16 protein-coding genes and 5 pseudogenes are annotated in these 21,897 nt (G+C 34.5%); 3 read left to right on the top strand and 18 right to left on the bottom strand.

Annotation, left to right across the window (positions count from 1 at the left end):
* The 6 genes and pseudogenes from OPR35_RS01540 to OPR35_RS01515 form a co-directional block, all read right to left on the bottom strand.
* On the bottom strand, window positions 1-357 hold the full coding sequence (locus tag OPR35_RS01540; RefSeq protein WP_265024932.1) for a hypothetical protein: 357 nt from the start codon (window positions 355-357) through the stop codon (window positions 1-3).
* A gap of 332 nt (window positions 358-689) precedes the next feature.
* Window positions 690-7,937, bottom strand: coding sequence for a SpvB/TcaC N-terminal domain-containing protein (locus OPR35_RS01535; protein WP_265024931.1), 7,248 nt, complete (start codon window positions 7,935-7,937; stop codon window positions 690-692).
* 154 nt (window positions 7,938-8,091) lie between these two features.
* Window positions 8,092-8,311: pseudogene (locus tag OPR35_RS01530) on the bottom strand (patatin-like phospholipase family protein); the annotation flags it as partial.
* Between the two features lie 239 nt (window positions 8,312-8,550).
* The gene (locus OPR35_RS01525; protein WP_265024930.1) at window positions 8,551-9,189 is read right to left on the bottom strand and encodes a hypothetical protein; all 639 of its coding nucleotides are present in this window, start codon (window positions 9,187-9,189) and stop codon (window positions 8,551-8,553) included.
* 89 nt (window positions 9,190-9,278) lie between these two features.
* On the bottom strand, window positions 9,279-10,217 hold the full coding sequence (locus OPR35_RS01520; protein WP_265024929.1) for an endonuclease/exonuclease/phosphatase family protein: 939 nt from the start codon (window positions 10,215-10,217) through the stop codon (window positions 9,279-9,281).
* A gap of 217 nt (window positions 10,218-10,434) precedes the next feature.
* Window positions 10,435-10,983 (bottom strand): annotated as a pseudogene (locus tag OPR35_RS01515) (patatin-like phospholipase family protein); the annotation flags it as partial.
* Window positions 10,984-11,066: 83 nt separating this feature from the next.
* On the opposite strand from OPR35_RS01515, the gene OPR35_RS01510 reads away from it, so the two are divergent.
* Window positions 11,067-12,069 (top strand): IS630 family transposase gene (locus OPR35_RS01510; RefSeq protein WP_230608967.1). Its coding sequence is split into 2 segments (ribosomal slippage): window positions 11,067-11,576 and window positions 11,578-12,069, totalling 1,002 coding nucleotides; the frame shifts between segments, so codons are not numbered across the junction.
* Between the two features lie 14 nt (window positions 12,070-12,083).
* On the opposite strand, the pseudogene OPR35_RS01505 reads toward OPR35_RS01510, so the two are convergent.
* Both OPR35_RS01505 and OPR35_RS01500 read right to left on the bottom strand, forming a co-directional pair.
* Window positions 12,084-12,443: pseudogene (locus tag OPR35_RS01505) on the bottom strand (patatin-like phospholipase family protein); the annotation flags it as partial.
* On the bottom strand, window positions 12,440-12,664 hold the full coding sequence (locus tag OPR35_RS01500) for a hypothetical protein (RefSeq protein ID WP_262986626.1): 225 nt from the start codon (window positions 12,662-12,664) through the stop codon (window positions 12,440-12,442). The pseudogene OPR35_RS01505 and the gene OPR35_RS01500, both read right to left, overlap by 4 nt.
* Window positions 12,665-12,792: 128 nt before the next feature.
* Here OPR35_RS01500 and OPR35_RS01495 point away from each other — a divergent pair, with 128 nt between their 5' ends.
* Complete coding sequence (locus OPR35_RS01495) at window positions 12,793-13,341, top strand: ankyrin repeat domain-containing protein (protein ID WP_262986627.1); 549 nt, start codon at window positions 12,793-12,795, stop codon at window positions 13,339-13,341.
* On the opposite strand, the gene OPR35_RS01490 is transcribed toward OPR35_RS01495, so the two are convergent.
* From OPR35_RS01490 to OPR35_RS01445, 10 genes and pseudogenes are all read right to left on the bottom strand, one after another.
* Window positions 13,278-14,273 (bottom strand): phage late control D family protein, encoded by a 996-nt coding sequence (locus tag OPR35_RS01490; protein WP_262986628.1) that lies wholly within the window; start codon window positions 14,271-14,273, stop codon window positions 13,278-13,280. The two genes, OPR35_RS01495 and OPR35_RS01490, sit on opposite strands and share 64 nt — an antisense overlap.
* A gap of 1 nt (window position 14,274) precedes the next feature.
* Window positions 14,275-14,448, bottom strand: a complete 174-nt coding sequence (locus OPR35_RS01485) for a tail protein X (RefSeq protein WP_244226844.1) — start codon at window positions 14,446-14,448, stop codon at window positions 14,275-14,277.
* Between the two features lie 10 nt (window positions 14,449-14,458).
* Complete coding sequence (locus OPR35_RS01480; protein WP_262986629.1) at window positions 14,459-14,866, bottom strand: phage tail protein; 408 nt, start codon at window positions 14,864-14,866, stop codon at window positions 14,459-14,461.
* Between the two features lie 3 nt (window positions 14,867-14,869).
* Complete coding sequence (locus OPR35_RS01475) at window positions 14,870-15,517, bottom strand: hypothetical protein (RefSeq protein ID WP_265024928.1); 648 nt, start codon at window positions 15,515-15,517, stop codon at window positions 14,870-14,872.
* 2 nt (window positions 15,518-15,519) lie between these two features.
* Window positions 15,520-16,522 (bottom strand): IS630 family transposase gene (locus tag OPR35_RS01470; RefSeq protein ID WP_230608967.1). Its coding sequence is split into 2 segments (ribosomal slippage): window positions 15,520-16,011 and window positions 16,013-16,522, totalling 1,002 coding nucleotides; the frame shifts between segments, so codons are not numbered across the junction.
* Window positions 16,523-16,566: 44 nt separating this feature from the next.
* On the bottom strand, window positions 16,567-18,078 hold the full coding sequence (locus OPR35_RS01465) for a phage tail tape measure protein (protein WP_265024927.1): 1,512 nt from the start codon (window positions 18,076-18,078) through the stop codon (window positions 16,567-16,569).
* Between the two features lie 169 nt (window positions 18,079-18,247).
* Complete coding sequence (locus OPR35_RS01460; RefSeq protein ID WP_262986631.1) at window positions 18,248-18,499, bottom strand: phage tail assembly protein; 252 nt, start codon at window positions 18,497-18,499, stop codon at window positions 18,248-18,250.
* A gap of 118 nt (window positions 18,500-18,617) precedes the next feature.
* The gene (locus OPR35_RS01455) at window positions 18,618-19,553 is read right to left on the bottom strand and encodes an Rpn family recombination-promoting nuclease/putative transposase (protein WP_265024926.1); all 936 of its coding nucleotides are present in this window, start codon (window positions 19,551-19,553) and stop codon (window positions 18,618-18,620) included.
* An 87-nt stretch (window positions 19,554-19,640) separates the two neighbouring features.
* Window positions 19,641-20,012 (bottom strand): annotated as a pseudogene (locus OPR35_RS01450) (phage major tail tube protein); the annotation flags it as partial.
* A 2-nt stretch (window positions 20,013-20,014) separates the two neighbouring features.
* Window positions 20,015-20,800, bottom strand: a pseudogene (locus tag OPR35_RS01445) (IS4-like element ISWosp2 family transposase); the annotation flags it as partial.
* 79 nt (window positions 20,801-20,879) lie between these two features.
* Between OPR35_RS01445 and OPR35_RS01440 the strand changes: the two are divergent.
* Window positions 20,880-21,882, top strand: a protein-coding gene (locus OPR35_RS01440; RefSeq protein WP_230608967.1) for an IS630 family transposase whose coding sequence is annotated in 2 segments (ribosomal slippage) — window positions 20,880-21,389 and window positions 21,391-21,882 — 1,002 coding nt in all. Because the reading frame shifts where the segments join, the coding sequence is not laid out codon by codon here.
* The last annotated feature ends 15 nt before the right edge of the window (window positions 21,883-21,897 follow it).

Genomic DNA, 21,897 nt, shown 5'->3' with positions numbered 1-21,897 from the left:
TTACAAATTTTGTATAATTTTTTTACACTGAGCTGCTGTATCATGGTCAATATTGCAGACACGTAATGCTCGGTAGTGTGGTTCGTTTATATCTCTTGCATTTTTAATATAATGGGAAACAAATTCTCTTCTGTTTAAAGCCTTTTGATAGATCTCCTTAGCTTCTTCTACTGAAATTGTGTTTTTTACTCTATCAACAAAGGTATTCTCAGACAAATCCGTGATTTTAAATGCTGAGTCGTATTCTAACTCACCACCTTCATTTTTAAAGCTCAGTAGTTTATTAGCTATTTCTCCTTTGATTCCCATCTTCTCTAGACGAAGTTGAGAATCGTTAACGGTATTTTCATTTGTCATATTTTTCCTCTCTACAATTTTTTAAATCAGTATTTGTTGTTTTCGTTACTCAACTTAAACAGAAGAGAACTTACACCTTGCAAAAGCTTTCTGGTAAATATCTTTAGCCTCTTGCTCTGTGCTTGTGTCTTTTACCTTTTCAATCTCACATAATTTTAAATGCTGAGTCATATAAATACTCATCATTTTCATTTTTAAAACTGAGTAACTTCTCAGCTTCTTCAACGTTTATTCCCATCTTCAACAGAATTTTGGAATCATTGGTTGTATTGGTCATGATTTTTTCCTATAAATTCCTTGATAATTCTCAGTGATTTTTCGGTTCTTAGGCTTTATCCTGTTTGTCTAGTAGATTTCCTGACAATACTAGCAATAACCTCATTGTAATTATGAGGTATGAAAGCTTGTTCTGTTCCTACCACAGAGAACTCACTTGATTTTACCTGTGTAAAAATTAGATGCTGTTCTTTTTCATGATATTGAGTAATCCTTTGTGGATTAAGTTGCTTTTGATATGAAAGTACCCATCTTAGATTTATAATATCGTATTTCATATATGCAAAACCTGTTACATTCTCTACTAAATTTCCTCTATCATTTTTATAATAACCGTAATCTTTGTATTCCATGACATGTGTGGTCTCACTTCCACGTTCTTTAACAGGAAGTTGATTAAATTGAGCATCTTCCTTGTTTCCTTCAACATGTCGAACACGCAATTTATCTACATCAATCACATTAACCGTTAGTGAGCAACCACTAAAATCTGGAGTAAAAACATAATGTGGATCATCATCTATAAATGGTTCCCGATCAATGTCAACGTAACCTCCTTGAGGCAGCCAATAAGCCTTATTAGTTTCTTTTTCACCTATTTTGAGTGTATAGAACTTGTCTTTTCCCTCTTCATCATACCCTGTATCTACCTTTCCTATCGCAAAGTTAAACACTTGAGATTTACCTTCTTTTAACAAATTTGAACCTTTGTATTCTGGTCTAGTCAGTAGACCGGAGGTAAAGATATACTGCTTGAAATTATCCTCTGTCAATGCATTATCTAGACTCATCTCATCCATTGATTGAAATTCAGAATATATTGCTGATGGTCGTGGTAGATTTATTGCACCTTTCACATACCTACCATCACCAGTTGCTAGTAGTTTTCCTTTTTTTAATTTCCTTAATTCTGACTCATTGGCAACATTTCCGTGTTTATCTCTATAAATTACCGGATTACCCCTAACAAACCGATAAAGATTGAGTCCATCAACAGTTCCAGCAGGATCTGGATTTATCCACCTAGAGAGGCAAGGCGCATAATAACGTGCCCCATAGTAATAGAGACCTGTGCTATTATCCTTTTCTTTCCCTGAATATCTATATTCTTTTTCAGTTACTTCACGAGCTGTTTTTCCTGCAATAAGGGCTGTACCACCAAATGGCAGATATTCCTCATATGTCATGATTTCAGCATTATCATTTAACTCTAAGGCTGCCGAATCTAAATGATTACTCAGCTGATAACGATCTTGGTTTTCTCTAGTTTCATCTGAAGTTCCTTTTGTCCAATAATGATGTAGAGCTACTCTACTTTTATCGTCCATCACATGGACGGTGTATTTCTCTTTCTTTAAATCACTCTCTTGATAAGTTCTCGTAACCTCGATATCACCAAAGTAGATTTTGTCTACTTTGGTAGAATGAGCTTCATCATTCTGATAGGTTTCAGTAACTTTTCGAACTCGTTGTCCACTACTATCATAAACATAATATTCACTATCATTTTTACCACTAGGCCTTGTTATAATATCAACATAAGCTATGTTATCTCGGTAATTCCAGTGAAAATCCTGCGAACCATTCAGTTTTAGTAGATTACCGCTCTCATCATAATTTTTATCTATATCATTCTCATTTACTGGCCTTTTATCTATTATTGGCAAACTGCGATTGGATTTATTAGATATGTAAAACTCTTTAGTGGAACTATTTTTTCCGTTATGCCTAATTTTCGTAATGTTACTGCCATAATCAAAATCATAGTACTCAGTGTAATTACTAATCGCATTTTGGTTATTTAGATGCGGAATTGGCGTAATAATTTCTTCCTTTCCACTTAGTGCTGGATGTTCCTTTCCAATTGCTTGAGTCAGCCGATAAAGTGAATCATAGTGATAATCAGACTTATTATCTATACTTTTGTTATTTGGAAAAATTATCTTATAAGACTCATCTTCCATTGTAGTAATGTTTCCTATTGGATCATACGTATAGTGAATATTTTGCAATTTCTTTTGTCCCTTTTTACTTTCTAGTTTAGTAAGCTGAAAAGTTTTAGGGTCATAGCTATAGCTGGTAACAACACCATTGCCATAAGTAACAGACGTGCGCTGGCTTTTAGGATTATAACTAATACCTGAAACGTATTCCTTATTAATTGTTTCTCCTCTTTTTTTAAGCTTAATTTGCTTCACTCTGCCTGCTATATCGTAAATTGGACTGTGAGTATTATTTTGCGAATCTGTTTTTTCAATTATTTGACCAATTGCATTATACTTTATACTTGAGTTAAACACTTCTCGCTCAAGGTCTGAATGAGTTGTAGTAATACTTTCAACACCTTTCCAGTCTGCTTCTTGTTTATATTTTTTTCTCAAGTGATAACTGCTTTTTAACACCTGACCTTTAAAATCATTTTCTTTAATCTCAGTTAGTCCTGCTTGATCATAATGAGCAATAAGCGTTCCATAACGATTTGTTGCCTTATCTTGAGTATTTTCAGAGTAAAAGAATCTTTCAACGACATTGCCATTTAAATTGAGATCATTATCAGTGGCTTTTACTCTTACTGGACGTTGCAATTTATCATATTCTGTGTAAGTAAGTGATCCTTTGCCATCCCAATTGTATACGCTACTCCCTGCAACATTTGCTAAACTCCAGGTTTCTCCAGCATCAATACTGGTGCTCTTTAAGAGCCCTGCCATCGAATAGGTGTGGATAAAATTCTTTATCTTTTCTTCCTTACCTTGGTTTTGCTCGTAAAACCTTGAATCAACACTTTCTCGTTCATTTCCTTGAATATCAAGTTTGACGTGGGATTTTAACTCTACATTGCTTTGCCCATTCTTGCTTAATATGTCTATTTGCAAAAACTTTCTCCTGAGGCTATCCAGATGTTCTATCGTTGGTGTATTATAATGCTTTTCTGCTTTGCTCAGTGAGTCTTTTTCATCCTTTAAAGCAGTTTTTTCTTCTGAGCTTGCTTTATTCCATTTCTCGGTAAATTCTTTGTAGTATGTCGAATCTTTTACCGTATCATTAAGATCAAAATTCTTTGTAGTCCACGAATCAAATTCTACTTTGCTGAAAAAACCTTTTGCCGTATCAATACGAATGTTTCTCAGCAGAGGATCATAATAAAGAGTGTCAGATACTCCCTGATTACGCACACTCTCTTCGGCATCATAAAAAGGTGAATTACTATAAAAAGGTTCATACTTTTTCACCTCCGTACCTTTATTGTTATAAACAACTCTCCCTGATGCTAGCCATTGTTTACTATCTGAATCTACGAGCATTTTAGTTTCAAGATTTCTGCCAAACCCATCAATGTGAGTTACAACTCTCCTGATTCTTGTCGATGCTCCTTCTGAAACATGAGTCTCTCTCTGCAGATTAATCACATGCACAGGTTGACCATTCTTTCTCCATGCTTCTAGGTCATAATAAAAGAAACTTGTTGCATTCTGTAAGTAGTGCCCTGGACCATTTGCTCCTTCTGCTGTCCCTAAAACATCTTCAAAATTTGGATTTTTTCTTACTTGATATTCGAGTAGTGGCTTATCACCTTTTTCTTCTCCGTTTTCTCTGCCGTAAATTGAAGCGGCAATTACAACTCCCAGTGGATTTAATATAACTTCTGAAACATTATCGTTATGATCAGTAAGTTTTACTGGACTTAAAAGTTGATAATCATATTCTGCTGTTGTTTCATAATTTGAGGTTGCAGTGGCTTTAACTATTGTTTTTATTGGCAGTAAATTATATTTATCATAAACAATTGCAGTCTCAGCGCCAAAAACGTCAATTACTTTTTCCGGTAAATAGTATTTATCGCTACCATAATAGTACTGTGTTGGACTTGGTACCCACCAAAGATTATTCGACGTTTTTTTGTAGCCAAGGTCTTTTAACATCTGATCAGAGGTTATTTTGCCCGAAAATACTTCTTTGATTTGACTATCAGAAAATGCCATAGCTTCAGTATGGGAAAGCAGTGCTTGCTGGGTTACAGAGCCAAGTGATAAAGTAGAATTTTGTTCTTTATTCCAAAAATAATTGTGATTTTCACTTAAGATCCTTGCTTGCGGATTTGTATAGTTTAAGTTTTCTTCAAATTTTATCGTATTTTGTAGAGATTTCTCTACGTGTGTCCTTAAGTCACTAATGTTAACATAGCTATCTGTTGCAACTCTTAATCCACCTATCTCAAAAGCTTGTGATTTATAGAGAGCTCCAAGTAAGTAAAATTCTTTAGTGTTATTAATGTAAAAGTTATGTTCTAAAGTAGCATGTAACTTTTGCTGCTCTGAGTAATTGTTTGGCTGATTTCGGCGAGGGTAAGTAATACCTGCTGATTTAGTGACATTACCATACTCATCAACCTCTAAAACAAAGTCGTGCTGAATACGTGGATCACAGCAGTTTCTTTCATAATGATAGCTAATAGTTTCCTGTAAATTAACAAAGAATATTCCGTATTTAAATCTAGAGTCTTTATTAGTATTATCTTTACTCGATCTTAGTAGTTTTACTGCAGCGCTGGATTCAGTGACTGAATATGGATGCAAGTAGAGGGTTGGATTTTCTCCTTTATCTAAACCATATACTTCTTGTCTTAGCACTTGCCCTTGAATCCCGCGGTATGCTTGTCTTTTATCCTCTATTGAGATGATATTTTTATCTAATACTTGTGGCGTTATTTTTAACGCTTTACCATCTCCTTGGTAAAATTCCTTTCTATAGCTCTCAACTAAATCTCCTGCTTTTTTATAAGCTCCAGTGTGATACCAAGTCTTGGTGTAAATTGGTGCTACATAATGTTCTTTTTTCTCAATAGTGGCAAAATCTTCCGTGTCCCAGGTTTCTACAAAACCAAATCCGCGAAATTCTTTTTCAGTGTAATCATAAAATCCATGATGATAGCTATATTTACTTGTAAGTTTACTTCCTACTATATTGTCTAGAGTTTCTATTTTTTCAATTACTTGTACTGGAAACGGCAGACTTGTTACCCATGCCTTTCTATCTTTCAAATAAAACTGAGTAGAAGCTGCATAATGAAGACGGGTAAGGTTACCCATGTTATTATCTATTTGCTTCAGTAAGTGCGGCTTTACTCCGTTGTAAAAATCGTAGTACAGATGCTGTAATTTTAAGTTTTGATCCAGATAGCTAATAAGCAAACAGTTAGTTCCATTTCCTAGAATATCAGCAAACTCAATACGACCAATTTGATTGTAATCTACCGGTAATTTCAAATTAACTGGCTTACTAAATGAATTACCACTATTGTTATAATAGATATCTAAACTATTATGGTTAGCATAAACTAAATCAGTAGTACCAGAGCCATCAATGTCAGCAAAGTAAAGTCTTTTTGCATTTAATCCCTTCCTAAAATATGGAGCGTTTTCAAATACAACTTTTTCACCAAATTTACCGTAGCCAAGATTTGGCCAACATTCTACTTTACCATTTTCTATTTTTACTAAATGGCTTTTGCCATCACCAAACATGTCAGCAAAGCGTACTAAAGTACTCTCTGAACTGACACGTTGATTTGGCAAATCTTTTGGCGCTCTACTGTAAATAGCTTCTTTGTATCCTTTTTTACCTATAGATGGATATACTCTTACACTTTCTCCTTCAAATATTACGATATCCGTTCTTCCATCTCCGGTGACATCTATCATCTCTTGAAGTTCACTGCTCAAATTGATTATTTGCGATTCAAGAGGCTTAAATTCACTCCACTTACCATCAAAATCATGATAACCTTGAAAACCACTTTCATTCACATAAAGCTGTAACTCACCGTTACCTTCTAAACTCGTCAGTGAATAAGTAGTTTTACGAAACAGCGATGGAAAACGCTCTAGCAGTTTAGCTTGAGCAAACTCTCCATTGCCATTTGGTCTAAAATAAAGGATTGTGTTGCCATCGTTATATAATATCCCTTCAATACCTTCTTGATATAAATCAACCGATTGAAATCTTTGATCATTTAAATACCCAGGAAAGTTTTTGTTTATTCCTTCTATTTTTACTGGTTTAAAAGAGTTTTTATTATTTCTATTGTGAAGATCTAAAAAATTACCTTTTTCTTTTATGACAAGAGTTTTTTCACTGTCTTTGATTTTCCAATTTGAGTTTTCTGCTACAATCTCTGCACTATCTTTTTTAAATATATAGTCTTGTTCTTTTAGAATCTGTAGAAGCTCTTTAGACGGTTTGTTGCCATCTTTAAGTCCGACAGACGAAACTGTTGAAACGTAGGTAGAATCATCACTGGTATGAGAAAAAACTAAAGTTGGTGTTGATTTGCTAAATCTTTTTTCTCCTCTCTCATAATAGCCAACCTGCTTTACCGCTCTTAAGTAGGTAATTGTTGGTTTTTCATCGTAATCAAAATATGTGCCATTTACTAGAATCGGTTCTGCATCAAAACGGTGATAAATTCTTATCGCTCGGCATAAGAGTTCAGTTCTAATTGCAAATCCTGTGGTGTGTGAGGTAAACGAATCTTGGCGTAGAATTGCTTTTCTTTCTTCGCTATATTTTTTATCAACTGGACTTACAAAGTCGTTTTCGCCGTAATCAAACAAAACTTCAAAATAGCTGTAATTGAACTCTTGGTTATGTCCATAAGCAATGCGATCAATTACTCTGCCATCACCTTGTACACTTGTATCTTTTGTACTAGAGCGGTAATAATAAAATATTTTATTTCCGTATACATCACTTAATTCCTCCAGTAACCACTCTGCTATGCGGCTATTACTCTTTGGATCATAGATTTGTGCTTGTTTATTTTTACCATAAACGGAAACACTGCCATCTTTACTAGTAACTTGCCAATGAATAGTGCTATCACTTTTACTTATTAAACGCTCTATTTTAGCAAATAATCCTTCAACACGTGGCTGATAATAAGTAATATCATATTTGCTATTACTTGTTTGATTAATCGCAACCAAGTCATCTGCTCCACTTAGGACAAAAATATCTTCATCATCATAAGTTGGAATTTTTTTGGATGTTTTTCTGATAATACTTGCTATTGAAACATTAAACCCTATACCAAATACTCCGTTACCACTTCCAGAGCTGTAATTAACGCTTAAAGAAGGTGAGAAATTACGACAAGTTGGTAGCGCAATTGGTATTGAGAAAGATCCAGTACCAGTGAATGAGTTAGCCTCAAAAGCTTCACTGATTCCTTTTATCGCTCCTCCGCCTTTTGGCAGCTCAAGCTTTGTGGCCTCAATAGTAGACTTTTGTGAAGTGGATTCCATATGATTTATTTGCGTGAAAACGCGCTTTTATGTTATATATATACAAGATTGGTAAAAAAAACGTCCAAATTATTTTTTAAAATTCTATCTTTTTCAAAAAAGCTTTGAATTTTATAACTCTCTCATCAGAAAAAAAGTTTTTCATAAACTTATATCATGTTGATAGCATATCAATTACTCTTTGGTGACTTTCTATCATTGCCTTTGCTTCTTGCTGCAAACATTTAATATTTTGAGGTGTTATATCATCCATTTCAGCTGATGCTCCTTTCAATTGTGATTGTATTCGCATATATTTATCATCTATTACTTGTTCTAGTTGATAATCAACACAATCCAGAGGCAAACATCACATTCAGTAGTGGCTTGACCCATCATATCTTTCCAGATCATCATCTTTAATTAATCTTAGTATTCCTTCTATTTGATCGATGACTACCCTCATTTTTCTGTAATAATAGCTCTTTATATCCTTTTACCACCACTTCCAACACTTATGATTGACTTTCCCACCAAATTAAATCTTAACTGGCTTTTTTGTTCTACATCTAATTTCTGCTAGAATAATGGCAGAAGTGATTCTTCTAATTCCTCCTGCATCAGAAGATCAAATTTAGTGACTTCTTAAATTTGAACACGAATTTACTAATTTAAGAATCCTAATGTCATTAGCATAGTCCGGATGTGGGTCTAAAGATGCTTGAATTTCAACTTTTAACCCTAGATAAAAGGCGTCCTCTGCCAATTCACATATACTTTTACTATTAGTTTCATGAAATTTATTATTATATTTCGTTTTTGATGGGCGAGGATCATTAATTGCAATATAGCAACGACTATTAACAGCATTATAATAGATATCTTCTATATTGCCTTTTAAAGAATATGATTCTTCAATACCATCTTTATTTGTAAACCAACTGGAATTTCTGTCTAAAAAACGCACACCTTTGAGTTTAGTTATGCTATCTATAGTGCTAGGATCACCGATCATTTCAACAGTAACTTTTTGGTCAAAATCCCTAGCTTTTCTTATAAAATCACAGAAAATTCTATTGTATATTTTTATACCAGGCTGTTGATAGTTATCTAAAATAAAACCACAATAATTAAAATTATCTGACATTGATGTGACTTTACCACTTAACAAATAATTTTCATCAGCAAAACAGTACGATGAAAGAAAAATCGAACCTGCCAAAATGCCCTTTGCCAGTTGTAATGTTTTTATATACTTCAAATATTTTTTCATGATGGCCTAAATCCTATAAATTTTATATAAATAAATCGATGACTCACTAAGTTGATGAACAATCTCAACCATTGTATTATATTTAGAGATTAATTAAATCTAACAGGTTTATGATCTGAGGGGTTTGGCACCTGCATCTGTAGTAATTGTGCTACTATTGCAATGATAGCAGTTCGATGGATTGCTGGACCACCCACAATGCTATAATCTAACTCACCTGATGATCGTGTGTTCTGCCCTGAATTCATTATATCGATAAACCTACCATTATTAGCACTAGGGAGATCTGACCTAAGTTGTGCTGGAGTTCTGTTGAAGTCTCCCATCACCATCCAGGTTTGATCAGGATAATATGTCTCCATATAATTTTGTATAACGTTTATCAGTTCAGGAGCTTCATTACGCGTTCTATTTGGTTCTGGATGAATATTAAAGAAAACACTATTGGCAATACGTATTCCTAAAACTGGTCGATTTATAAAAGTGCGGGATTGATAGTTCTCTGACGCAGCATCTATTGGTGTATGTCTAACTTCAGATGGAATGAGTACAATTTCACCTGCCCTTTGCCTGGAAATTATTGCCATATTTTGCTTAGTAGTCCCTTGACTCGTTCCCGGAGCTGACGGGGTATCTAAACGATTGTTGTAATAATACATATAAAAAGTTCCTGATCCAGTATTCCAAATATATTCCTGAACGCCTACGTCTGAGTTAGGCTCAAGGTCAAACCCTCCAAAGCAAATCTGTAATCGATTGCCGGCCGGACTAGACAATTGACTAGAAATATCTCCAATATTTCCAGCTTCTTGAATGGCTAAAATGTCTAATCCATAATTCATCAACGCTTGCACAACATTCCAGCGCGGGCCGTTGGTATTCCATGTGGCTGATGTGAACTCATGTACGTTATTTTTTTGAGGTGGCTGAGCGTTACATATTGGCATAATAAAGCATGCAAGTAACATTGTGAAAAAACATTTCGACATTTTACTTTTGTATAATAAAGATTTCATGCCTTTTAACATATTACATCCCTTTTTTGATTAGAAGATTTTTTTTACTATCTTTTTTCTCTTAAAGCTGAATTTTCTTTTGTAGTTCCTGCGCTTCAAGTTTATGTTATATATATACAAGATTGGTAAAAAAAACGTCCAAATTATTTTTTAAAATTCTATCTTTTTCAAAAAAGCTTTGAATTTTATAACTCTCTCATCAGAAAAAAAGTTTTTTCATAAACTTATATTATTTTGATAGCACATCAATTACTCTTTGATGACTTTCTATCATTGCCTTTGCTTCTTGCTGCAAACATTTAATATTTTGAGGTGTTATATCATCCATCTCAGCTGATGCAACTTTCAATTGTGATTGTATTCGCATATATTTATTATCTATTACTTGCTCTAGTTGATAATCAACGCAATCCAATCCAGAGGCAAACATCACATTTAGTAGTGGCTTGACCCACCCTATTTTTCCAAATCTTCTTGAATTAACATACTCTATGCTTCTATCTGTTCTGCCAGTACCTATCGATAACAGTACAATATCATCATTTGGAAATAACCTCTTAGCACTTGCATATGCACAAGCAGCTGGATTATTGGCAAACACTCCGCCATCTATCAACACTCTCTCTGTTTGGCTAACTTTTAGACGTTTTGGCGCAAAGTACGTTGGGGCAGCTGTTGTAGCTCTGAGTGCATCTTTCAACTTAATGTTTTCTTCTTTCCAACTTTTGAAGAAAAATTCACAATTGTTGTGAATGTCATAACTGGTGAGCAGTAGATTATACCAATTCCCACTATGCAAAGAACAGATAGACAATAATGGGAAAGAAGTGATAATAAAGTAGATAAAATAGAGAGGTATAAATGGCATTAAGGTCAAAACTATTAGACGAAAAAGTTGTAAATTTGGCGAAAGAAATGTTAAAAAAGGTCAGAAATAACGCATATGTTTCAAAAAAGTTACAAGCGGTGATAGCAGGAAAAGAAAGTAGTATAAGCGCTGTGGCAAGAATATGTAAAATTTCAAGGACTGCTTTGACTGAATGGATAAAGCATCTAAAATTTGGTAGAGTAGAAAGATTATTTGCCCCGTCTCAGCGGCGAAGAAAAAGCAAATTAAAGAAAAATCAACGTGAGCAAATTGAAATATGGGTAGAAAGAAATCCAAATATTACTATTAAGGAAGTGCAGATAAAAATCTCAGAGGAATTTGGCCTAAACATTAGCAAATCAACAGTGCACCGTGAGATACAAAGGATGAAATTTTCTTATATAACACCGAGGCCAATGCACCATAAACAAGATAAAAACAAGCAAGAAGAGTTTAAAAAATACTTCAATAAAATAGTCAATTCCCACCCTGAAAAAGAGGTGTTTTTTTGATGAATCACGATTTGGAACTCATTCAAAAATCGGACACGGATGGTTTAAAAAAGGGGTCAGAACGCAGGTTAAAATGAAAATTGGTAGACAAAATTTCTATATCTACAGTGCGGTAAATCCAAGAAGTGGTAAGAAAATCAGCCTACTTGCTCCATATGTAAACACTGATTGTATGAATATATTTCTGGAGCAGATGTCGAAAGATTTAGGCACGAAAAAAGCCTTTCTTGTAATGGATTGTGCAAGTTGGCATAGATCAAAAAGTTTGAAATTTCAGGAAAACATTACCATTATATACTTGCCTCCTTATTCACCGGAACTGAATCCTGTTGAGAGGTTGTGGCAATATATCAAATACAATACTTTACGTAACAGAGTCTACGATACCATAGGCTTACTTGCAGATGTTCTGTGTAATTTTATTGTCAGTATTTCCAGCACTACTATTAAACGAGTTTGTAATGTTTCTTATTTGTTCGATTAGTAATGGAATTTGGTATTACTCGCGACATCGGCCATAGTGCTTTCGCCGAAGTATTTGTTGAGAATAAATTCCATATTTTTATATGAGTACTGAGAACCACTCAGCCAAGAAGCGATTGATTTTCTCCAAAGTGATGCTTGAAAGATATATGCTCCATACTCTTGGTAAAGTTCAACCAAATCATTGGCAGAGTATTGAAGTTTATTGCTTTTACAAAGTCCAGCAACAATAATTCCACCGGTTGAGGTACCTGCCATTAAATCAAAGATCTGAGAAATTGGCTTTTTTGTCCTAGATTCAATTTCTGCTAGAATAATTGCAGGAATTATTCCTCTAATTCCTCCTCCATCAACCGATAAAATATACTTTGTCATTTTTGTCTCTGCTCAAGCTCGTTAACTTCTTCAGCAAGGTTTTTGACCCTTTCTTCAAGACGATAGATGATTTCTGTAGTCCTTTGATTTTGCTCTATAAATTTATCATGCATATGAACTCTTAAGTCGAGCTTAGCTAGCCACCAGATCAATGCTATTGTTTGTATCACCATAGTAGCAATTACTGCTACAGGAATCTTTCCTGTACTTTGGTTTTTCATGTTTTTGTACAAAAAGCTGTATACTAATATATACAAGATTTGTCAAAAATACGTCCAAAAAAATCTTAAGAATTTTTCTTAAAGCTAACTCATTGCATTAAGCAAGTAATGTAAATAATATCATAGATATGAAATTCAGCATTTTTCGAAAACTATTAGTAAATTCGATAATACCAATAATATGTGTTATCTTTTTGTTTCAGCATTGTAAACCATCAAAAATTATACCAATAGAAAGTAAAACAACTAGTGAAGATAGAATAGCATTACGTATTGCAGCTGAAAGCTGCAATTTGGATAACATAAAATCCTTAATAAAAAATGCAGTAAATATCAATGACACCTACTATTTTGGTGCAACATCATTACACTATGCTACAAGTGGAGGCTGTTTAGAAGTTATAAAATTTCTGGTTGAAGAAGGCATTGATATAAATACTACTGATGCTTTTGGCTGGACAGCTTTGCATTATGCTGCACGAAAAGGACATCTAGAAATTACTAAATTTCTACTGGAAAACGGAGCAAATCCTCTTGCTAAAAACAAAGATAAAAAAACTCCTTTAGATCTTGCTGTAGAGGAATTAAATAATAATAAAGAAAAAAAAGATATCTATGAGGAAATTATCAATTTACTTTCCCGTGCCTCCGTAACAGCTGTTACCATACTACGATAGCCTAGGTTATCAATTACATGCTCAGCCTTATTTATTATCCAATCACCATAAACTCCTTTACGAAATCCAGAAAGATTAATCTTTGCTTCGGCAAATAACTCAGGTTTGCCTGGCATTGTGATATTTAGTGTTGCTGTACTGCTCATCAGCTGATTTAATTTTACAGATGCTGCACTTTGCGCCAAATCACTGCTTGCATAAACATCTCGCAGAATATAGCTTGGTTCTTGATCGCCTATTTTTTCTGTTATAGTCTCTGCTTTTTCATAATCATACCAATAGGCAATAACCGAGCCATATTGATTACGCTCATTAAATCTTACTTGCCAACTTGTAATATCTCTAGGTGTTAAAGTAATAGTGCTTAAAGTTTTTCCGGTAACTGATTTTGCTTTCCCTTTTGAAACAAAAAGTAAATATCCTCCTGCAGGTTTTGCTATTGCTCCATAAATTTGAGCAAGCCTGGTTAAAAAATGCATATCGCTCTCTGCAGTCTGATCAATATGCGATATCATGATATTTGCAAACTCTGCAGCAACTTTAGCTTGATAGCCATGTTTGTCTGCAATCTTTTTTACCAAATCATTTAAGGTGATTTGATGCCACTCATTAAACACTTGTTCCTTTAATGACTCTTTTAGATCCGCTGCATGACTTTTAATCTTTAGTGATTGTGGCGGGCCTTGTAGCGTAATTTCATTTACTATATAATCTCCCATTGGCACAATGCCAGTTTCCTTATACCCGAGTAAAATATTTAGCTTTGCCCCAGTTCTAGGAATCTCAAATAATGAATCACGGTCATCAAGATGAATTACAGCAGTATCACTTATTACTCCTGCTTCATCAGTAATATGCATTGATACCAATCGACTTTTCACCAATTCAGTGATGGAAATGCCCTCTACTGAAATACTAAAGTCTGGTGTCATTTTAATCCCATAGTTTTACTACTTGCTTTTGTGTCTCTTTTTGAATAACAGGAAGTTTAATGATTAATCCTGCAGGAAGACTTTTATACTCTGCAAGTCCAGGATTAGCTCTTAACACAATCTCAACTGCTTCTGAGCTGAATCCATAGTAGTTCCAGCAGATTAAATCTAACATATCATTTTCCTTAGTTTTGTAGTACATCATTGTCAGCTGCAGTAAAGTCAGTAGTGTTATTTTGTGATGATAAATTGCTATAATGTTTTAAACTTAAATGAAACTCAATCTTTCTTGGTTCACCATTTGGAAAAAAATATTTCTGCGTTTCTTCTATTTTCACAATAACAAAATGGCCTAAAATGTTACCCTGGCCATCAATAAGTAAAAGAGGTTTCGATGAATTTCGCATATTATTTATTTGCTTCATCCCTCCTGAATAGATTACTCCTGCAAGCTCAACAATGTCCTCTCCAGGACCAATACTTTGAAGCAATGGCTTTTCCCCAATACGCTCAAGTGCAGGCCAGCGATATTCACTTCTACGTGTAAAACCTTGCTCAGTTAATGCAAATCTATATGGACCAAGAGATAACATAATTTAATTTATATCGTAAAGTGCGCCACTAAATTGTTCTCTAATTCGTTCCATTACTTCATCAGCAATGCTGCGTGCATTTTGCCCAGGGCTTGAATGAATATTGATACTAAATTGCATTTTGTTCTCTATAGTCTTATTTTGTGCTGTAATAGGGTGCTTAAGGGAATCACTGATAACGTTATTTACAGATCTAACTTCTAGTCTAGCCTCATTTTTTTTGCTCCACAGATTATTGATTGTTTTAAAAGGCTGAGTAATATTATTCCAAAATTTTCCTATCCAATCAGAAAAAGACTTCCATACAACTTTCACTGATTCCCAAATGGTAATAAAGAAGTCTTTTACTGCTTGCCACTTGATAATCATCAGAGTTGCAGCAACAGCAAAACCACCAATAACCAGTCCCATAGGGTTACTCATTAAGGCAATTGTCAATGCTTTAAATCCAGCAATTATTGCTGGAAAAACTGCAGAAAGACCTATTTTTACCAAAGTAATAACAGATCCAAACACTTTCCAAGTAGACAAAAGAGCGAGTAAGGAACCTTTTACAAAAGTCCAAGCATATCCAAGAGATATAGCTGCTATTTTAATGCTAATCAAGGCTGTAGCAGTACTCGTGATTACTGTAGTCATACCAAATTCCATTACTAATCGAACAAATAAGAAACATTACAAACTCGTTTAATAGTAGTGCTGGAAATACTGACAATAAAATTACACAGAACATCTGCAAGTAAGCCTATGGTATCGTAGACTCTGTTACGTAAAGTATTGTATTTGATATATTGCCACAACCTCTCAACAGGATTCAGTTCCGGTGAATAAGGAGGCAAGTATATAATGGTAATGTTTTCCTGAAATTTCAAACTTTTTGATCTATGCCAACTTGCACAATCCATTACAAGAAAGGCTTTTTTCGTGCCTAAATCTTTCGACATCTGCTCCAGAAATATATTCATACAATCAGTGTTTACATATGGAGCAAGTAGGCTGATTTTCTTACCACTTCTTGGATTTACCGCACTGTAGATATAGAAATTTTGTCTACCAATTTTCATTTTAACCTGCGTTCTGACCCCTTTTTTAAACCATCCGTGTCCGATTTTTGAATGAGTTCCAAATCGTGATTCATCAAAAAAACACCTCTTTTTCAGGGTGGGAATTGACTATTTTATTGAAGTATTTTTTAAACTCTTCTTGCTTGTTTTTATCTTGTTTATGGTGCATTGGCCTCGGTGTTATATAAGAAAATTTCATCCTTTGTATCTCACGGTGCACTGTTGATTTGCTAATGTTTAGGCCAAATTCCTCTGAGATTTTTATCTGCACTTCCTTAATAGTAATATTTGGATTTCTTTCTACCCATATTTCAATTTGCTCACGTTGATTTTTCTTTAATTTGCTTTTTCTTCGCCGCTGAGACGGGGCAAATAATCTTTCTACTCTACCAAATTTTAGATGCTTTATCCATTCAGTCAAAGCAGTCCTTGAAATTTTACATATTCTTGCCACAGCGCTTATACTACTTTCTTTTCCTGCTATCACCGCTTGTAACTTTTTTGAAACATATGCGTTATTTCTGACCTTTTTTAACATTTCTTTCGCCAAATTTACAACTTTTTCGTCTAATAGTTTTGACCTTAATGCCATTTATACCTCTCTATTTTATCTACTTTATTATCACTTCTTTCCCATTATTGTCTATCTGTTCTTTGCATAGTGGGAATTGGTATCAGTACTCTATACTCCTTGGCATAAAGTGCTACTTGTGTAGTTGCTGACCTGAGAAGATTAACAGTAAAATTTAAAGATGGTAATAATACAAAGCCAAGATTCATTCCCACTTCTGCTATTGAGTTCTTAAGTAACTGAAGATTATTTGCTGTAGTATTTGCTCTATTTTCAAACTCTCTTTGCATTGAGCCTTGATATTCTTCGTTTATTAGTCGCAAAGATTTTCTATACTCATCAAGACTACCAGTAAGTAGCGCTATATCATCTTGATATTCAAGACCAAAGAGGTCAAAGAGAACGCTAGAACGTTCTTGCTTATCTAATTTTGCAACTGTTTCTAAAAACTTAAGTAATGTACCTTGTGCATTCTTACCGATTGCTTTCTCAAACTCCTGAGCATTTATTTTTAACACTTGAAACGCTTTTTGAAAATTGCCACCTTGTTTACTCGCTGTTTGTAGTTTGCTAAGCATTGCATTAATCGCCGTACCTGCCTTTTCAGGAGCTTTACCAAGACTAATAAAGCTGCTTGCTAAAGCTCCTGCCTCCACTGCAGTTAAGCCAAATTGCCTTGCTGTACCACCAATTCTGTTTAGCGTCGGAACAATTTCCTTGGCCTTTGCTGCAGTGTTATCAGAGATATGGTTTATCGCATCACCAATATTTGCCATTTCACCAATTTCAATTTGGTAAATATTAGAAAGCTTAGCAATAGCTTCTCCTGCTTCTTCTGCTGACATATCAAATGCAGTTGCCATTTTGGCCACAGTATCTGTAAAAATTGCAAGATCTTTAGCTGCAATACCAAGTTGACCACCACTTGCAGTAATTTGCGCAAGTTCTGCTGCAGATAGCGGAATTGTTCGTGACATTGCCTTTAATGTTTCCCCAAGCTTTGTTAACCCATTTACATCTTTATCTTCAAATTTTACAACTTTTTTTACATCAGCCATAGCACTCTCAAAACTAATTGCAGCCTTAAGTGGTGCTGCAAGGGTGAGTCCAAGTGTTACAGCATCTATCATTTGAGCTTTGAAATTTACTCTTTGCGCTAGAACTCCTTTACGTTTTTGCATTACGGAATTTAAAGCCGTATAGTTATTTTTAAGCTTTTCAATAGAAGAGCCAAGTTTAGCTTGATCTCCAATAAGAGATTTTATGTCTCTACCACTTTTACTGAACTCCGTGCGTAGTAGGCGAAGAGCACTTCTTTTTTGTAAATAAGCTGTTTTAGCTTTCAGTGCTGCAGTTTTAGACCTTGTAAACTCATTTTGCAGACTCTTACTCGGTTCTTCTGCGTTTTTTATCTGCTGAGCAAGAGATTTTGTTTTTATTTCCAGTTCATTCCAAGAACGCCAAGCAAGCAGAGCATCGTGGCTGAGCTCTTTAAACTTAGACACTGATTTACTTGATGATTCAAGTTGTTTTATCGTACTACCAATACGAGAAAGCTGCTTCGTACTACCTGCCATCGTACTATTAAAACTGCTTTGCAGTGTTGCTCCAATTACTATAGAAATTGCTTTCATTTGTATAACTTTTTGCTACTTTCAAACCACGTAATAAATTCTTTAATATCCATATCAAGCCACTGATTGATTCCACCACCAACCATTGAGCTAAGCGACAATATGCTCAGCCTCAAGTCTTCTGCTGAGACAAAAAACCTTGTAACGCTTCTTGAATCTTACTGTAGTCTGCAAGATCAAGTTCTTCTACTGCTTCTCTTGAAATACTTGCAAGATTTGCAATTAGTGCTACTTCTTTCTCTGCATCGTTATTACTCATACGTTCAACAGCTAAACGATCTCGCACTTTTGGACGGCGCAGAGTTAGCTCTGAGAGTAAAATTCCTTCTACTGTTATTGGGTTATTAAGTTCTACTGTTGTCATGTTTTCCCCTAAAAGTTAATTAAATAAAAACTTCATAGCTTTTACATAACTAATTTTTTTTATTACAGTTTTTGTGTTTGATTGAAGAGGCAACCTAATATAAAAGTTATAGTAGGGGTTATTTCTCTTCAACTTGAATTAATTCTTGAACTTCATCGACAGAAAGACCTGTACACTTGACAATAGTGTTAATATCAACATTATTAGTCAACATCGCTTTTGCAACTTCAATCTTTCCTTCAATCTTTCCTTCAATCTTTCCTTCAATCTTTCCTTCAATCTTTCCTTTCTCTTCACCAATTTTGATTCCTTCCTCTTTAGCATCATCAAGTTTTTGAGCAAGGACAGCCTGTTCATCACGAATACGCTTGCTCTCCTGTTCATATGCTATAAACTCTTTTTCTGACCAGTTAAACCTGTTTAGCTCTTCATACGCTTTTTTGATTATTACGTCACTTCCTATTATTCTTTCCAATTCTTCTTCACTTGTTTCATCAGCGTACTTAAAAAAATACACCCACTTCTCAACTATATTTGAAAGCTGATCTTCTTTAGTTTTGGAAAATTTAGGCAGTTCAATAAATACAAAGTAAAAATCTTTTAGATCATGTTCATTAGTATCTTCATCGCGAATAGTGTGCTTTGATTTATACTCGGACTTATCAGGAAACAGTATACAATCTGCTATAGCAATAAAGATAATTTCCTTAAGGTCATGGTATTGATCACCTTTATCTGCTTGTCTTGAATAGGCTTTAGCAGCGTAATATTGGGCACGTTTTTCAAAGCCTTTGGTTTTAGCGACCTGCATCTCAATTATCCATTGTACTCCTGTTGAATCTTTACATAGCACATCAACAATACTTTGCTTTTTAGCGGCAATTTCGGGATCCAAAATAGTACTTAAGAACTCTATATCCTGTATTGCATTTTTGCCAGTAAAGCTCAAAATATCATTTAGAAAGTGAATGAGGATATCTTTATTCTTTTCTGTACCAAAGATACGGCGAAATGCTATATCATTTTTAGGGTCGAGAAACTTAGATAAAGCCATAGCAAAAATACCTAAAGAATATCAATAATTATACAGCATTATCAGTAATTTTTCAATAAAAAAGTGAAAAGAAATCCGTCTATTCCATTAAATCCCTAAAACTGTTTTCAGCAAGGCCATTTGATCAACACCATTTATCTTTCTAATCATATTTTCAGCATCGATCTCTATCAGCTCATTGCCACCTATCGTAAGTTTATAATAATGAGCAGCTACAGTGCATTTTAGAGTGGCTTTTTCAGCAGGTTTCCAGCTACCAAAATCAAATTCTTTGAATATGCCCCTAAGGTTGATTATTACTCCTTCAACATCATTACTTCCACTGCCTTGTAATCCGCCCCTTAGCGTCAAAGATACTGAATTTCCATTTATCAAGCCAAAAAGTCTAAATAGTTCTGAATCATACTCAGCGAAAGTAAAGTCTGCTTCAAGTTTCTCCATGCCCATATCAATACTTACTATTACCCACAAATATAAAGTTCGTGAGCAAGTCGCCATCCTTCTGCTAGATCAAAGAGACGTCTCCATCCTTTCCAAATAGTAATGGGTCCTGGTTCTAGATCATTTTTTCTAGCCAAATGTCCTCCAAGTTGAGCAACCCATGAAACAGCTTCTTTTATAGTAGGAGTTGCATTTGAACATGGTTTTCTATGTATTTTTACATATAGAACTTTCCATTCTTCTTCGGCTAATAAGGTAGTACACGGTAATGTTGGATCAGTTCTTGCAATTGTTGTAATAAAGAAAATTCTCCAAGCAATAATACTCATTACTGTTAAATATCGCATCAACCTTTCTGCTGTTCCAAGCCTACATTCTTCAACTTTGAGACCAGATTTTAAAATTTTATGTAATATTTCTATTTTCCATCTAAGACAATACCACCTAACTTTTTCAACAGCTTCATCAAAGGTATTGACTGGAAGATTTGTTAAAAGCATCCACTCTAGCGGACTTGTTTCAGAAGGAAAGTCTTTTTCAACAACGTAAACTGCATAGTGTGGTAATTTAAGTAATTCTTCTTTCTTATGCCTAATACTATTCTTAGATGGATGCATAATAAACTTTCCGAATCTAACTTCCAAATGTGCTGTTCTTTTTGGCTTATTATCTTTTGCAGGAACTTCAACTTTTACCGTACCTGCACAATGAGAGGATTTAATAAATTCCCATAACTTCTGCTCACCTTTTTCAGGATATCGAGATTTTCTATTTACTGCCCTATCTTTGGAAGCTCTAACTAATACCAATTCCCACTATGCAAAGAACAGATAGACAATAATGGGAAAGAAGTGATAATAAAGTAGATAAAATAGAGAGGTATAAATGGCATTAAGGTCAAAACTATTAGACGAAAAAGTTGTAAATTTGGCGAAAGAAATGTTAAAAAAGGTCAGAAATAACGCATATGTTTCAAAAAAGTTACAAGCGGTGATAGCAGGAAAAGAAAGTAGTATAAGCGCTGTGGCAAGAATATGTAAAATTTCAAGGACTGCTTTGACTGAATGGATAAAGCATCTAAAATTTGGTAGAGTAGAAAGATTATTTGCCCCGTCTCAGCGGCGAAGAAAAAGCAAATTAAAGAAAAATCAACGTGAGCAAATTGAAATATGGGTAGAAAGAAATCCAAATATTACTATTAAGGAAGTGCAGATAAAAATCTCAGAGGAATTTGGCCTAAACATTAGCAAATCAACAGTGCACCGTGAGATACAAAGGATGAAATTTTCTTATATAACACCGAGGCCAATGCACCATAAACAAGATAAAAACAAGCAAGAAGAGTTTAAAAAATACTTCAATAAAATAGTCAATTCCCACCCTGAAAAAGAGGTGTTTTTTTGATGAATCACGATTTGGAACTCATTCAAAAATCGGACACGGATGGTTTAAAAAAGGGGTCAGAACGCAGGTTAAAATGAAAATTGGTAGACAAAATTTCTATATCTACAGTGCGGTAAATCCAAGAAGTGGTAAGAAAATCAGCCTACTTGCTCCATATGTAAACACTGATTGTATGAATATATTTCTGGAGCAGATGTCGAAAGATTTAGGCACGAAAAAAGCCTTTCTTGTAATGGATTGTGCAAGTTGGCATAGATCAAAAAGTTTGAAATTTCAGGAAAACATTACCATTATATACTTGCCTCCTTATTCACCGGAACTGAATCCTGTTGAGAGGTTGTGGCAATATATCAAATACAATACTTTACGTAACAGAGTCTACGATACCATAGGCTTACTTGCAGATGTTCTGTGTAATTTTATTGTCAGTATTTCCAGCACTACTATTAAACGAGTTTGTAATGTTTCTTATTTGTTCGATTAGTAATGGAATTTGGTA

Origin of the sequence: Wolbachia endosymbiont (group B) of Protocalliphora azurea, assembly GCF_947251865.1 — a bacterium.
Taxonomy (GTDB): domain Bacteria; phylum Pseudomonadota; class Alphaproteobacteria; order Rickettsiales; family Anaplasmataceae; genus Wolbachia.
The sequence above is the reverse complement of the archived record's forward strand: the minus strand, read 5'-3'. Positions and strand labels throughout refer to the sequence as shown.

Excerpts from the sequence above, each read along its gene's own strand:
- OPR35_RS01540 (WP_265024932.1), bottom strand. The coding sequence starts at position 357 with ATGACAAATGAAAATACCGTTAACGATTCTCAACTTCGTCTAGAGAAG.
- OPR35_RS01535 (WP_265024931.1), bottom strand. The coding sequence starts at position 7,937 with ATGGAATCCACTTCACAAAAGTCTACTATTGAGGCCACAAAGCTTGAG.
- OPR35_RS01525 (WP_265024930.1), bottom strand. The coding sequence starts at position 9,189 with ATGAAAAAATATTTGAAGTATATAAAAACATTACAACTGGCAAAGGGC.
- OPR35_RS01520 (WP_265024929.1), bottom strand. The coding sequence starts at position 10,217 with ATGTTAAAAGGCATGAAATCTTTATTATACAAAAGTAAAATGTCGAAA.
- OPR35_RS01500 (WP_262986626.1), bottom strand. The coding sequence starts at position 12,664 with ATGAAAAACCAAAGTACAGGAAAGATTCCTGTAGCAGTAATTGCTACT.
- OPR35_RS01495 (WP_262986627.1), top strand. The coding sequence starts at position 12,793 with ATGAAATTCAGCATTTTTCGAAAACTATTAGTAAATTCGATAATACCA.
- OPR35_RS01490 (WP_262986628.1), bottom strand. The coding sequence starts at position 14,273 with ATGACACCAGACTTTAGTATTTCAGTAGAGGGCATTTCCATCACTGAA.
- OPR35_RS01485 (WP_244226844.1), bottom strand. The coding sequence starts at position 14,448 with ATGTTAGATTTAATCTGCTGGAACTACTATGGATTCAGCTCAGAAGCA.
- OPR35_RS01480 (WP_262986629.1), bottom strand. The coding sequence starts at position 14,866 with ATGTTATCTCTTGGTCCATATAGATTTGCATTAACTGAGCAAGGTTTT.
- OPR35_RS01475 (WP_265024928.1), bottom strand. The coding sequence starts at position 15,517 with ATGGAATTTGGTATGACTACAGTAATCACGAGTACTGCTACAGCCTTG.
- OPR35_RS01465 (WP_265024927.1), bottom strand. The coding sequence starts at position 18,078 with ATGGCAGGTAGTACGAAGCAGCTTTCTCGTATTGGTAGTACGATAAAA.
- OPR35_RS01460 (WP_262986631.1), bottom strand. The coding sequence starts at position 18,499 with ATGACAACAGTAGAACTTAATAACCCAATAACAGTAGAAGGAATTTTA.
- OPR35_RS01455 (WP_265024926.1), bottom strand. The coding sequence starts at position 19,553 with ATGGCTTTATCTAAGTTTCTCGACCCTAAAAATGATATAGCATTTCGC.